This window comes from Antarctobacter heliothermus (assembly GCF_900188425.1).
GTDB classification, from domain to species: Bacteria; Pseudomonadota; Alphaproteobacteria; order Rhodobacterales; family Rhodobacteraceae; genus Antarctobacter; species Antarctobacter heliothermus.
This window is the reverse complement of sequence record NZ_FZON01000010.1, coordinates 55,268-68,775: the sequence shown is the minus strand read 5'-3', so window position 1 is coordinate 68,775 and position 13,508 is coordinate 55,268. Positions and strand designations below refer to the sequence as shown.

14 protein-coding genes and 1 pseudogene are annotated in these 13,508 nt (G+C 61.2%); 10 read left to right on the top strand and 5 right to left on the bottom strand.

Annotation, left to right across the window (positions count from 1 at the left end; translation table 11 throughout):
* Positions 1–74: 74 nt before the first annotated feature.
* Positions 75–734, top strand: coding sequence for a peroxiredoxin (locus CHB90_RS07470; protein WP_089277236.1), 660 nt, complete (start codon positions 75–77; stop codon positions 732–734).
* Between the two features lie 67 nt (positions 735–801).
* Positions 802–1,479: a Crp/Fnr family transcriptional regulator gene (locus tag CHB90_RS07465; protein ID WP_089277287.1), complete on the top strand. Its 678-nt coding sequence runs from the start codon at positions 802–804 to the stop codon at positions 1,477–1,479.
* Between the two features lie 418 nt (positions 1,480–1,897).
* On the opposite strand, the gene CHB90_RS07460 is transcribed toward CHB90_RS07465, so the two are convergent.
* Positions 1,898–3,103, bottom strand: a complete 1,206-nt coding sequence (locus tag CHB90_RS07460) for an IS256 family transposase (protein ID WP_089277235.1) — start codon at positions 3,101–3,103, stop codon at positions 1,898–1,900.
* Between the two features lie 349 nt (positions 3,104–3,452).
* Here CHB90_RS07460 and CHB90_RS07455 point away from each other — a divergent pair, with 349 nt between their 5' ends.
* Positions 3,453–4,712: a tyrosine-type recombinase/integrase gene (locus CHB90_RS07455; protein ID WP_089277234.1), complete on the top strand. Its 1,260-nt coding sequence runs from the start codon at positions 3,453–3,455 to the stop codon at positions 4,710–4,712.
* Between the two features lie 22 nt (positions 4,713–4,734).
* Here CHB90_RS07455 and CHB90_RS07450 read toward each other — a convergent pair whose 3' ends face one another.
* The gene (locus tag CHB90_RS07450; RefSeq protein WP_089277233.1) at positions 4,735–5,349 is read right to left on the bottom strand and encodes a hypothetical protein; all 615 of its coding nucleotides are present in this window, start codon (positions 5,347–5,349) and stop codon (positions 4,735–4,737) included.
* Positions 5,350–5,912: 563 nt separating this feature from the next.
* On the opposite strand from CHB90_RS07450, the gene CHB90_RS07445 reads away from it, so the two are divergent.
* From CHB90_RS07445 to CHB90_RS07420, 7 genes and pseudogenes are all read left to right on the top strand, one after another.
* Entirely contained in the window at positions 5,913–6,188 is a 276-nt protein-coding gene (locus CHB90_RS07445) for a MerR family transcriptional regulator (protein WP_089277286.1), read from the top strand.
* Positions 6,185–6,454: a hypothetical protein gene (locus CHB90_RS07440; RefSeq protein ID WP_170941002.1), complete on the top strand. Its 270-nt coding sequence runs from the start codon at positions 6,185–6,187 to the stop codon at positions 6,452–6,454. Before CHB90_RS07445 ends, CHB90_RS07440 begins: the two co-directional genes overlap by 4 nt.
* Positions 6,451–6,846, top strand: a complete 396-nt coding sequence (locus CHB90_RS07435) for a VRR-NUC domain-containing protein (RefSeq protein ID WP_089277232.1) — start codon at positions 6,451–6,453, stop codon at positions 6,844–6,846. Before CHB90_RS07440 ends, CHB90_RS07435 begins: the two co-directional genes overlap by 4 nt.
* Entirely contained in the window at positions 6,843–7,802 is a 960-nt protein-coding gene (locus tag CHB90_RS07430) for a helix-turn-helix domain-containing protein (protein WP_089277231.1), read from the top strand. The genes CHB90_RS07435 and CHB90_RS07430 overlap by 4 nt, the downstream gene beginning before the upstream one ends.
* A 5-nt stretch (positions 7,803–7,807) precedes the next feature.
* A pseudogene (locus CHB90_RS26945) lies at positions 7,808–8,314 on the top strand (DNA cytosine methyltransferase); the annotation flags it as partial.
* Positions 8,315–8,318: 4 nt separating this feature from the next.
* Complete coding sequence (locus CHB90_RS26940; RefSeq protein ID WP_245823192.1) at positions 8,319–8,972, top strand: DNA methyltransferase; 654 nt, start codon at positions 8,319–8,321, stop codon at positions 8,970–8,972.
* Positions 8,969–9,625 (top strand): hypothetical protein, encoded by a 657-nt coding sequence (locus CHB90_RS07420; RefSeq protein WP_089277229.1) that lies wholly within the window; start codon positions 8,969–8,971, stop codon positions 9,623–9,625. Before CHB90_RS26940 ends, CHB90_RS07420 begins: the two co-directional genes overlap by 4 nt.
* Before the next feature lie 140 nt (positions 9,626–9,765).
* On the opposite strand, the gene CHB90_RS07415 is transcribed toward CHB90_RS07420, so the two are convergent.
* The 3 genes from CHB90_RS07415 to CHB90_RS07405 form a co-directional block, all read right to left on the bottom strand.
* Positions 9,766–10,728 (bottom strand): class I SAM-dependent methyltransferase, encoded by a 963-nt coding sequence (locus CHB90_RS07415; RefSeq protein ID WP_141135815.1) that lies wholly within the window; start codon positions 10,726–10,728, stop codon positions 9,766–9,768.
* A gap of 64 nt (positions 10,729–10,792) precedes the next feature.
* A complete protein-coding gene (locus CHB90_RS07410; protein WP_089277284.1) occupies positions 10,793–12,961 on the bottom strand; it encodes a polysaccharide biosynthesis tyrosine autokinase in 2,169 nt (722 codons plus the stop codon).
* A 73-nt stretch (positions 12,962–13,034) separates the two neighbouring features.
* A complete protein-coding gene (locus CHB90_RS07405; RefSeq protein WP_089277227.1) occupies positions 13,035–13,493 on the bottom strand; it encodes a low molecular weight protein-tyrosine-phosphatase in 459 nt (152 codons plus the stop codon).
* Positions 13,494–13,508: the final 15 nt, after the last annotated feature.

Here is a 13,508-nt window from a genome sequence, read left to right as displayed (position 1 = left end):
AAGATCAATCAATCAATTTCAATTATAAGGACCAAAGACGCATCTCTATCTCATCACAAACAAGGAGACTTGAGATGAGCGCCCACGACCCAATCCAGACCCCTGCCATCGCCCTGCCCCGCCTGAATGAACCCGCGCCGGATTTCACCGCGCTGACAACCCACGGCACCAAGTCGCTGGCCGACTATCGCGGCAAATGGCTGATCCTATTCTCGCACCCGGCAGATTTCACCCCGGTCTGCACGACCGAATTCACCGCATTTGCCAATCGCGCAGACGACTTCGCCAAACTGGACACAAACCTCTTGGGCCTGTCGATCGACAGCCACTATGCCCACATCGCCTGGGTCCGTTCGATCAAGGAGAATTTCGGCGTCGACATCAATTTCCCGATCATCGCCGACCTCGACATGAAGGTGGCGCAGGCCTACGGCATGGTGCAACCCGGTGCATCGGACACCCAGGCAGTGCGCGCAACCTTTGTGATCGACCCCGATGGCGTGCTGCGGGCCATGGTCTACTATCCGATGACCAACGGCCGTTCGGTCGATGAATTCCTGCGGCTGGTGCAGGCGCTCCAGACCTCCGAGATGTACAAGGTGGCAACACCGGAAAACTGGCACCCCGGAGAGGACGTGATCGTGCCCACCCCTCAAACCACGGTTGAAGCCGAGACGCGCATGGGCGAAGGCTATAAAACCAAGGACTGGTATTTCTCGACCAGGTCCCTGTGACCTGATCTTTTCCGGCGCGGCGGGCATTTGCCGCGTCGGGAACCGCGGGGTGATTGGAGTGGACAAGATGGTCAAGGACGAAAGCTGGATCGACCGTTTCGAGGGCCTGAAACGGCTCCCTGCGGACATTCGGGCGGAATTGGCGAGAGGTAGCCAGATCGCAAGTGTTCCGGCCGGCACGCAGGTCTTTGCGCCCGGTCAGTCCGCAGACAACTTGCTGCTGCTGCTGGATGGCTCCGTCCGGGTTCAGCAACGGTCAGAAACCGGGCGCGAGGTCTTTCTCTATCGCGTTCATGCCGGCGAAAGCTGCGTATTGACGACGGCCTGCATGCTCGCCTTCGAGGAATACTCGGCAGACGGGATTGCCGAAACGGATGTGACCGCAGTGGTCATACCCCGCGCAACCTTCGACAACCTGGTTGCCCGCTCCAAGGTGTTTCGGGAGTTCGTCTTTACCGCCTACTCCCGCCGGATAACCGATCTCTTTACCTTGGTCGACGACATCGTGTTCCAGAAAATGGACGTCCGATTGGCCTCCCGGCTATTGGACCTCGCGGATGACACCGGCGTGGTTCATGCGACACATTCCTTTCTAGCCACCGAGCTAGGCACGGCACGAGAGGTGATTTCGCGCACCCTGGCAGAATTCCATCGACGCGGCTGGATCGAGCAGTCGCGCGGCCGGGTCGATCTTGTAGGCCGCGCAGGATTGGAACGAATGGTTCGGTCAGCGGGAGCACAGTGAGCGCCCAATTCGGACATTATGAGTGACCAAAAACACAAAAGCCGCCCAGAGGGCGGCCCAAGTGTTTGGTATCTTGTAGAAAGTTTGGTTGCGGGGGTAGGATTTGAACCTACGACCTTCAGGTTATGAGCCACAACCCCTTGTTTCCAATTACTATTTTATTTTCAAGCACTTAGCCACAAGCCTTTGAAATTACGCCGATCCGGCTCACGACATTCATCGTGTTTCGCGGTGTTAAGGCGGCACCGGCAGGTAATGGCATGTGATACGTTGGTTGACGTATTGCTGACGTAAACTCGACCGATGATGATCACGATAATCGGATTGGGACAAGTGGCAAACTGTCTGTCACACACCGCGCTCTTCGCGGTCACGTCCGTCAAGGTGGTGTAAATTGCGAGATGGCCTGAGGGCATGATCAGGCGGCTTTCGTGGTTATGCTGAGAAGTGGGTCGATCTCCTCCTTGTCGATCTGGGCGAATGCCTCGACCATCATGTAGCGGCTGGAGGTCTGCCATTCGTCATTCTGCTCGAAGAGGACCGCTCCGATCAGGCGCATGATCGACGCTTCGTTCGGGAAGATCCCAACCACATCAGCGCGGCGTTTGACCTCCTTGTTGAGGCGCTCGATCGGGTTGGTGCTGTGCAACTTGGTGCGGTGCTGGCGCGGGAAGGACATGTAGGCCAGCACATCATGCTCGCTGGCGTCCATGAGATCGGCGAGCTTGGGCCAGCGGGAGCGCACCTGATCCGCCACGCGATGCCAGGTTTCTGCGGCGTGAATGCGGTCCGGCTGCTCGAAAGCCTGGCGGATCGCGGCGGCCACGACCGTGTGCTGGCCCTTCGAGACATGGGCCAGGGCGTTGCGCATCCAGTGAACGCGGCACCGCTGCCATGTTGCCTCGAAGACCCGTGAGATCGCCCCTTTCAAGCCAGTATGCGCGTCGCTGATCACAAGCTTTACTCCGTCGAGACCACGAGCCTTGAGCGACCTCAGAAAGCCCGTCCAGAACGTCTCTGCCTCCGAGGGGCCGATCCCCAGTCCGATGATCTCCCTGCGGCCTTCTGTGTTGGCGGCTACGGCTATTATGGCCGCGACTGATACTATGCGGCCTCCCTGGCGCTGCTTGAGATAGGTGGCATCAAGCCAGACATAGGGCCAGTCGCCCTTGAGCGGTCGGTTCAGAAACTCGCCGACCCGTTCATCAATGTCTTTGCACAGCTTCGAGACGGTGCTCTTGGAAATGCCGCTCAGCCCCATCGCCTGCACCAGATCGTCGACCTTGCGGGTCGAGACGCCGCTGATCCACGCCTCCTGTATCACGGCCACAAGGGCCTGCTCAGAGGTCTTGCGGGCTTCGAGAAAGCCCGGAAAGTAGCTGCCCTGCCGCAGCTTGGGCACCTTCAGGTTCAAAGTCCCGAGCCGGGTTTCGAGGGACCGGTCGCGATGACCGTTCCGCCAAGTCGTGCGTTGCTCAGCACGCTCGTGCCGTCCGGCACCGATCAAGCCATCGACATCGGCCTCCATCATCAGTTGTAGGACTGCCTCAGCAATGCTGCGCAGTAAATCGCCCTGATCGTGCTTGGCCATGAGCTCGGACAGGTCCATGTTGGTCTTGGTCATCGGGGTCTCCGTGTGGTTCGTGGTTGAAGCGTCGAAACTCCACCTCAATCATACACCTCGATGGCCACCTCACTCTACACCGGCCGCGCCGATGAAATTACACCACGTCCTCGGACGCTACCCTCTTCCGCTTCTCGCCCTAACGACATCCTCGCCCTCTACGGCCTTGGGGAGGAACTGTGCAACGTTTCAGGCTGCGCCCAAGCAGGCCGGGTCGATGACACTCCATCCGGAATAATCCTTGCCACATTTATTCCGGTATGTTCCTGAATTCCGGAGCAGCCGCCGTGCTTGAACTTGATTGAGGCGCGATTCTACGCCTTATGTCAGGTCCAAGACAGGAGCTCGCATGAGCAGTCGATTGAAATTGAATGAGAAAACCGTTCGGGATGCGACACCAAAGCCCGGGCGCGACTATCTGATTTTCGACAATGAAATAGCAGGCTTCGCGATCCGTATTTATCGTTCGGGCAGCCGCGCCTTCACGATGGACTACCGGATCAACGGGCGGCAGCGGCGCTATCGCATCGGCCCGTGGCCAGAGTGGACAGTCGTTGCCGCGCGCGATCGGGCGAAAGAACTGAGACGACAGGTTGATGCAGGGATCGACCCCCATACCGCGCGTGATCTGCAGCGGACGTCGCCCACGGTGTGCGACTTGATTGATCGCTATATTGTGGAACATCTGCCACGTCTGGCACCACGCTCGCAGGCCGACCACACGTCGATGATGCGCAAGATGGTGGAGCCCGCCTGGGGAACGAAGCTCGTGACGGAAGTTACGAAACAGGATGTCGCGCTGCTGCTCAACGAAGTCGCCAAGGGTCGGGCGCGCCCGCACAAGAAGAAGCCGAACAATCGAGCGCGCAAGCTGCAAGGTGTAAAATCGACGCCCATTCGCGCCAATCGACTCGGGCAGGTGCTGCGCAAGATGTTCAATCTTGCGATTGAGTGGGAAATGCGCAGCGACAACCCGGCACAGAAATTCTACGAGCGGCCAGAAAATAGCCGTGAGCGGTTCCTCAGCCTTAAAGAGATCAAGCGTCTCGCAGAAGCACTGGAGCGCGCACAAGACCAGCGTGGTGCGGCAGTGATTCGCATGTGCATGCTCACCGGCGCACGTGTGGGTGAGGTGCGCACGGCACGGTTCGAGGATTTCAATCTGGAATTTGGCAGCTGGTCCAAGCCCGCCGCAACGACAAAGCAGCGCAAAATACACCGCATCCCGATTTCCGCCGAGGTCGCGCAGCTCGTTCGGCAACAGCGGCTGATAGTCCCCAAAGGTTGTCCCTGGCTGTTTTCGGGCGACACGCCGGGCCAACCGGTAAAGGAAATCCGCCGGTTCTGGCTCAAGATGCAGAAGGAAGCCGAAATCGAAGGGGTGCGCATCCATGATCTGCGTCATACCTTTGCGTCGCTCTTGGTGAGCGGCGGCGCCTCGCTAGAAATGATTGGTCGGCTTCTGGGGCATACCCAGATGACCACGACCCAGCGCTATGCCCATCTGATGGATTCGCCGTTGAGGGAAGGCGTCAACGCCGTCGCCAGCATCATTGGTGCCGGGCCAAAACTTGTGCATTCCCGCGATGAAGAGTCGAGGACTGCATGACCGCAGCCCTCTGTGGGATTAATCAGAGCCGATCCTGTAGGCGCCACCAGATCCGTGCACAGCGTTTCCGCGCCGTGCTGACGTCCGGGACCTTGCCGTCCGCGCTGTTTTCGGTGAACCAATCGAGGATCAGCTGGACGAAATCTTCCTGCCTTGGTGGCAACCCTTTCGCTACAAGATCGATCACCACATCCACCAGCATGTCCTCCCATTCGTAAACAGCCGGACGGCCCTGGCCAGCCTTGATCTGTGCCTTGCGCCTTCCGATGCTCAGCAGATCGTTGACCTGCTCAAATTCACTGATCTCTTCAGCATCGAGCAGCAAATCGCCCAGTCGGAGCTCGATGCCACCTGAGGGCTCCGTCACGTGAATCGGCGCAAGCGCGTCTCCCGGTATGAAGCGCAAGACTGCGCATGCATAGTGAGCTGGATTATCTGGTTGAAACAATCGCGCGACATCCTCAGCGGGGACGTGAACGATCCCAGTGAGCGTCTGATCGCCGTATTTCACCGGCGAGATAGGCACCATCAGGTTCAAACGGCCAGCAAGCGCCCAGCCTCCTATCTCGGAGAGGCTGCGCCCCCAGCGAGACGGTAGTTCGGTCAGATAGAAAAATGCCTTCGATATTTTTGGCATATCAGTTTCCTCGTGTTCCGCGACGCCGATGCGCTCGGCAAGTCAAAGCATCGCGGGATCTGCGCGCCGGTTCGCGCCATGCGATACCGGCCCAATCCCGAATTTGATCGAACCGCTTTGCTCCACGCTGCGGTTAGTAACTCTTGTGCAGTGCGTGATGGCTCGAGGTACAACCTCCAGATCGGACGCACACAATCGTCCTTGGGTAGAATAAATCACTGCGAACTATCGCATCGCGCGATCAATGTGCTTGGCTAAGCCTCGATCCATGTGCCAATCACTCGAGCTGCAATTCAACACAGTGCAGGCGGCCAAAACGCGAGCTCGATCCATTGTTGGTAAGCATATGTGTCGGAATGTGGTCGATGCTCCTGAGCGATTCCCTTTCGTGCGCCGTGCCCAGCCACGGCTGGCCCACCTCGGAAATCGCATAACTCATTGAGTTAAGTCACCCGGAATATTCATCCGGCTATTTATTCCGGTTTATTCCTAAATTCCGGTGGGTTGCGTCTGCTTTCTTCGCAGGCCTGGGGACAAACCCCGGGTTTCGCAAGGAGATGCAGATGTCTGACCTCGAATTAGCCGACAGATTGGATGACGACAACGTCAGGCCAATACTGTCGGACTGGATGACCCGCACCGAACTGGCAGCAGAGCTTAACCTGACCACGGAAACACTTGGACGCTGGGACGCGCGGCGCATTGGCCCTGCCCGGACGCGGGTTGGGCGCAAGGTGCTCTACCGTCGGGAGACTGTGCGAGCGTGGCTGCTGGCGCAGGAGCAAGGCCATGCCGCGGCCGCGGCGCGCGCTGTGCAAACGAACCGGGGACGGAAATGAACCTGTTCCGCCACCGTCCCCACTCCACTCAATGCAACCAAGTGCGCAAGGACTGGATCGACGAACGTTTACGCGAGGCGCGCATCGTCGTGGCCGATGTTGTGAACCATTCCGACCACCTGCTGCGGCTGGCCTGCAATGTGCTGGTCCAGCACGGCGAGACGCCGACGGAGCGCGAAGACGCGCGGATCCTGCTCGTGGTCATTGACGCCAAATCGCCCGGCCGCGCTGGGCGTCACCGGCCCGATCCCGAGGTGCACCAATGAAGCGCCGCAGCACCCCCGAGTCCGATCTGCAGCGAAGCGTGGTCACCGCGCTGAAGTTCGCGCTGCCAAAAACTGCCATCATCCACCATTGCGCAAATGAGGTGACCGAGCCGGGCCCGCGCGGTGCAAAGCGCCAGGCTATCCTGGTGGGCATGGGCGTTCATCCGGGCTTTGCGGACCTAGTGATACTTTGCGACAGCCGCGTTCTGTTCCTGGAGCTGAAGTCGCTCAAGGGGCGGCTGAGCCCAGATCAGGAGGCGTTTCGCGACGCGGTCCTTGCGCAGGGGTTTGGCTGGGCGCTGGTGCGCTCACTCGACGACGCGCTGGGCGCGCTGGCGGACAACGGCTTCACCAGCCGCGCGCAGCTTACGGTGCGGAGGGTCGCGCCATGAGCCACAAGGCAACAGTCTGGGCCATCCAGCAACGCGGGCTGAAACCCGCCACCAAGATCGTGCTCTGGTTCCTCTGCGACCGGCACAACCCGGATTTCGGCTGCTTCCCGACACAGGCGCGGCTGGCCGACGATGCAGAAATGTCGATCTCGGCGCTGAACGCGCATCTGGCCAAACTCGAGGAATTGCGTCTGATCCACCGCGTCCGCGTGCATGCCCCCCGCACCCACAAGCGTCAGGCCACCCGCTACATCCTGGGGTTCGAGGAAGGATTCCCACAAGAGCCAACTCCGGAAACCGGAGACGGGATTTCGGGAACGGAGAAAGAACATGACGACAACCCAACTCCGGATTCCGGACATGGGGCCATCTCCGGGTTTTCGCCAATCCCATCTCCGGATTTTGCCCAAAGCCATCTCCGGAATCCGGAGACTAACCTTGTAAGAGAACCCTTAAGTAAACCTGTAAAGGAGGAAGAGGACGCACGCGCGAAAGTTTCGGATGATTATTTTGCAGAGCTGCTCACAGCACTTGGCTTCGCTGCCAACGCCAAGCTGCCCGCCTGGTGGCAGGGCTGGCCCGCCAAGCTGCACGTCCAGCGCTGGATCGATGATCTCGGGCTGACCGAAGATCGTATCATCGAGGTGGCGACCGAGAGCCGGGCCGATCATCCCAATCCGCCCGATGGCCCCAAGGCGCTCGATCGGCTCATGGAACGCGCGGCCCAGCGCGATGCGCAAGCTGCCGCAAGTGGCATTGGTCGCAACGCCAAGCGCAGCCGCAAGCCCCAAGTCAAGCCGGTGCTTAACCCGGATGAACTGGCAAAATTCTATGCGGACATCGTCAACTCGGACAAGTTTCTGCCCCCGAGCATGATCAGCAACGCCATGTGCGGGGCGATGCTGGCGCGGGGACTGGTGACCACAGACCGGTTGCGCCAGCGAGGGGTGCTGTGAATGGCATGGTGCTTCGTCCCCGGCACGGATTGTCCCTCTGCGCAGGCGGCGGAGGCCTTGATCTGGGCCTCATGCTCGCCGAGCCCGGCTATCACACCCGCGTCTTCGTCGAATGGGAGGACTGGCCCCGCGCTGTCCTCATCGCCGCCCAGCGCGCCGGGTATTTTGCACTTGCGCCAATCTGGGACGACCTGCGTTCATTCGACGCCAGGCCATTCCTCGGAGCCTTCGACATCGTCCTCGCAGGATATCCCTGCCAGCCCTTCAGCGCCGCGGGCAAACGCGGCGGGGCAGACGACCCGCGCCACCTCTGGCCAGAGGTCGCCCGGGTTATCCGAGAGTGCGCGCCCGAGTGGGTCTTCCTCGAGAACGTGCCCGGTCACGTCACCCTCGGCCTTGAGACCGTGCTGCGAGAGCTTTGGGACATGGGCTACACGCCTGCGGCGGGCCTGTTCAGCGCGGCAGAAATTGGCGCGCCGCACCAGCGGCTGCGGATCTTCATCCTGGCCCACACCGATGAGCCTACATCCCGGCACGTCCAGCTACAACCCGGCTGGCAACAGCGATTTCACCCGGAAGGCGGAAGCGCTGGCGCTGGGCATCAGGAACTGGTCGACGCCGAAAGCCACCGATGGCGCGAAGGGTGGGCCGGGCCAGAGTTATGGCTCGGGCGGCACCCCGCCCTTGCCCGCGCAGGCGGCACAATGGCCGACCCCGGCCGCACAGAACTGGAAGGGGTCGAGCGAGGCCAGCATCACCCGCACCGATGGCAAGTCCCGGATGGATATCCTGCATTACCGGGCGGAGCAGGGCTTCACCCGCCCGGCCCCAGCGACCACCACGCCTGGCGTGCGGCCCTCGATGCATGCCCCGATCTCGCGCCCGCTGTGGGCTTCGATGATTGCCTCGCATGGGCGGGTCGTCTCGCGGCGGACCCTGAAAGCCCGGGCACGGCGGCGGCTGAACCCGCTCTTTGTCGGATGGCTGATGGGCTGGCCTATCGGGCACGCGCTCTGCGCCTGCTCGGCAACGGAGTTCATCCACTGGCAGCAGCACATGCGTGGCGCACTCTCGCAGCTGCCCACGGCCTCGGGCCCGTGGATCTGGCGGCCATCGGGCGAGGCCCAATCCCCGGCCCAGTTGATGCTGTTTGAAGGTTGGCCCGAATGACGATGCAAAGAAAGATCGCCCCGGGCGGCACCCGCATCAAACGCGCGCTGGGCGTGCAGGCGGCGCTGGAATGGGCCTTCGGGGTCGAGAAGGCTCAGTTGGAACTGCCCCTACCGAAGGGCGTAGCCGAGGAAGGCTTCGGCTTTGGGCTCGAATACGTCCTGCTGCAGCGCGCCATACTTGGGTGCAAGATCGACGGCGGCCAATACAAGATGGGTGGCTATGTGCACGCGGACGCCGAGGTCATCGCCGCGACCGTCGCGGGCATGCCCGACACCTTGGGCGGCAAGCGCATGGCGATCCGGGTCGCCGAACTGGCCCGCGCCGGGCTGACGCCAGACTGGATGCCAGGGGCCGTGCCACGCTGCGTGCCGGCAGACATCAAGCGGAATCGGCATGGTGATCGCGCTGTAAGTGTCGTAGTGGGCACCGCCCGTGCGCAAATCAAAGGCAAATGGCGCATCGTCGAGGTCCGCGCCTGCCCCGTCACATTCACCCCGACATCACAGCAGATCGAATCCGCCCGCCAAGCCTATGACGACTGGTGGGCCGCGCTGGACTGGGTGCGGGATGGGCTGATCGCGGGCGGGATGTTGCGAGAGGTCGAGGTAACGGCGGCGATTCCGAAGGTACGGCCTTGGGAGCAGCGGTGAGCCTATTCGTCAATTCGCTAAATCCATGCAACCAGAACAAGAGAGTGTCTGTTGCGAGGATTCCCTGCCTGCCCGATGGCGCGACTCGTTTCGATTCTGATACATGCACAGGCAGCGGTGAACGCCATCCGGCAAGCGCCTCAGCGGGATCGCTGTTTGCTACAGACGCGCAGACGATAACGAAGCGCTGGACTTGTGCTGCCGTCTCCACCCTCGAAATCCCCCTCCATAAGATAGGCGCCGAGCAAGGCACCGACGGCATTGGTTTTCAATGCCCAAGGCAGGAGTGCAGTGGTCGCACGGACTGCCGGGTCCGAAAAATAACGAGCCCCATAGCGGTAGAGCCTGCGCAATCCGGGGATTGTCGCATGTGACATGTCCTCGATCCGCTGGGTCATCAGCCTGGCCGACTTATAGGCGTCCGCCCACGCATCGGCGGCTCCGAAGCCGTCCTCGACCACTGTCACGGCCTCGTAGAGCATCGCGGCCAGCTGCGTGTCGCGGGAGAGCGACGAGAAATTGGACGCACGCTCGGCGTCGAAGATCACCAGCAAGCCACCTGGCGCGAGCACCTGCGCGATGGAGGCTGCGACGGCTGGCCTGTCGGACGCATAGCACAAGGTTTCGACCGCGAAGATGATGTCGAACGTACCGATTTCGGCGGGAAGCCGGTCGTGACTGCCCACAAGGACCGAAACATTGGCGTGTCGCCGTAACCGCGCCGAAGCCTTGCGAACGTGCCGTTCAAGCAAATCAGTCCCCACAATCTCGACCTGCGGACACAGACGCGCCAGTTCGAGAATGTTGAAGCCCAGCCCGCAGCCAAGTTCAAGAACCCGTCTCGCACCGGTTTCGTGGATAAGATCCGCGACGAAGGCAACCTGCGTGAGATAATCCACTTCTCGGAACTCGGGCCCGGCGCTGAGCGCCACGTGCATGCAGCCGTCCCTTGAATGGACCCAGTGATATCCACGTGCCGAGGCGGCATAGTAGCCGTCGATTGTTGTTTCAGAACTCTTTTTTAGAACACGGGTCAGGCCGAAAACCCGGTCGATGTCTTTCAGGGCCTGACTGAGTGGCGGAAGCGGACCAAAGCTATGCAAGGTCGGACGCCGACTTCAAACAACCGCGCGGCAGGCGCGTTTTTTCGCACAAATGCATGACAACCTATTGCTTTCTCTGCTTGTAATCATAACGATACCCATACCCATACCGCCCGCGCGCCTTTCTTGGGTCGAACCCGTTCAAGACCGCGCCGGATAGGCGCAGGCCAGCCGCCGAGAAGGTCTTGATCGTCGCCTCGACCTCACCCAGATGCGTAACGTCATGTCGCGCGACGAAGATCGTGGCTCCGGTGTTGCGCGCCACGATAACAGGGTCGGTCACAGCGAGCGCGGGGGGCGTGTCGAAAATGGCCAGATCGAAATTCTGCCCGCACCAGTCGACAAGGCGTGAGAACTCTTCCCGCATGAGCATCTCCGACGGATTGGGCGGATAGCGGCCGGTCGGCAGGAAGCACAGATTCTCGACCGGCCCCTGGATCACGGCCTGATCGGCGAGCAAATCGCCGGCAAGGACCTCGGCCAGCCCGGGGTGGTTGCGGGGGACGTCAAAAAATCTGCGCAGTTGTCCACGCCGCAGGTCGGCGTCGATCAGGCAGACGCGCTGCCCGGACTGCGCGGCGACGACAGCAAGGTTCAACGCAAGGAACGACTTCCCGGCCTCGGGGTGTGCCGAGGTGACGCAGAGTGTCGGCGTGCGCGCGTCCAGCATGCCGAAATGCAGGCTGGTGCGCAGCGAGCGCAGCGCCTCGATTGTCAGGTCCGCCGTCTGTTCGAGGGCGAGGATCGGCAGCTTGCCCTGGCGCTTGCCATCAGTGTCGGCGGCCTTGTTGTAATTTATGGTGGCGAAAACGGGCAGGCCCAGCTTTTCCAGTTCAGAGCCGTCCTGCACGCCCTTGCGCATCCAGTTGCGGATCAGCACCAGCGCGATCCCGACCATCCCCCCGAGCACCATCGCCAGCGCCAAGATCAACGCCTTGCGGGGCGCGATTGGCATCGGCCCGGCCGCTGCGGCATCGACGATGCGGACATTGCCGATGGTGCTGGCGCGCAGAACCTCGACTTCCTGCGCGCGGGTCAGCAATTCGGTGTAGATCCCCTGCGCCAGTTCCACGCCCCGCGTCAAGTTCAGGATCTGGCGCTGTGTCTCGGGAAGGGCGCCGACCTGCTCGCGCAACTCGGCCAGCCGAGCTTCGAGTCGCTGCCGGTCATCCAGCAATGCCCTGTAGGTTGGATGGGCGGGAGTATAGCGCTGGCGCAATTCATCCTCGCTCCGCTGCAATTCGGCCAGTTCCCCCTCGATCCGGGTGACCTGCCCCAGAATCGTCTGGGTCTCCAGCGAAAGGTCAACAGAGACCTGCTGCTGGCGAAAGGCATTCAGCTCGGCCTCGGCCTCGCGCAGGTTGCGTTCGGCTTGCGGCAACTGCTCGCGGATAAAGGTGAGGCTGCTTTCGGCCTCGGCAGCACTGCGGGAAATATTCTGGCGCAGATAGGCTTGGATGACCGCGTTCAGTGCCCGTGCGTTTCCAAGACGATCTTCGCCGGAAAGACGAACTTCAAGTATACCGGACGCTCGCCCACGTTCGCTGATGCCGAGACGTTCTCTGAGCGAAGTGATCGCTCGAATCTCGTCAACTTGCTGGATTGTGAAACGGCGTCCAGGCGGTGCGTCGATTGACGCAAGCGTCAGCGAAAACCCGGTTTCAGCGAGCGTGGCCTGCTGGCCCACCGCCCCGTCAATCTGGAGCCCGTCAGGCAAAGCCAGCCTATAGGACTGATCGCTCAGGACAACCAGTTCGATTTCGCGGTTCAACCATGCGGGTGGAACGACCAGGTGATCGAGAGCGATGCGCTCTCCGGGACGGATAAAGTGATCCGGGATCACAGTGTCAATGACCGAAAAGCGATAGCGCGACAGCATTGTGCCTATGACAGGGGCCATGTCCGGCGAAACGCGCCAGTCCAGGTTCTGGTCCGCGACGGCTTGCCCGAGAACCATGCGAGAGCGCAAAATCTCTATCTCGGTCACGCTGCGCGGGTCGTCGTTGCCCACCATCGCGTTCAGGCTGCTCGGCAGCGCCAGAGAGCCGGTCTTTTCCTCAAGCTGCAACAGCGCATCGGCCTGAAAGGTCGGATTGGTGTTGGCGATTATGAAGGCACCAGCAGCTATCCCGATCGCCGTTGTCAGCGCGATCAGGACTTTGCCCTTCCAGAGGGTCACGACAAGCTGGCCGAGGTCGACCTCGTCGTCGTCGAGCACCGCAGGTTGTGTCATGTTCGTCCGCCCCCTGTTCGGGTCGTCCGCGCTGCGAAGCGATACATCGTGAACAGGTTTGCCATCCATCGCTTCATCCCTTTGCCGCAGGCGCCAGCTTTGCCGCCCAGGCCGAACCCGCCGTGTCGATCAGGGAAAAGACTTCCTCATGGAACTGCCGCGAGCGTCGATAGGGATCTGCAATGCCCTTGCCGCCCTGCCAATGGTCGAAAAGCATGACGCGTCCTGACAGGTCGGGTGCCACCTTAATGATCTCGCGCCGATGCCCGGGCTCCATGGTCAGGATCAGGTCGTGATCGAGCCCGAGTTCGCGGCTGAATTGCTGCGCGACATGCCCGTCGAGATCGACGCCATGCTCGGCCGCAACTGCGGCGGCGGTTTCATCGGCACAGTGCCCGACCAAAGCTCCAATCCCTGCGGAAGACACCGAAATCGAAGATCCGCAGTTGCGCAGTCGCGCCGACAGAAGGCGTTCACCCACGGGCGAACGGCAGATATTGCCGACACAAACGACGAGAACCGAACGAAACAATCAGCCTTCCCTCCG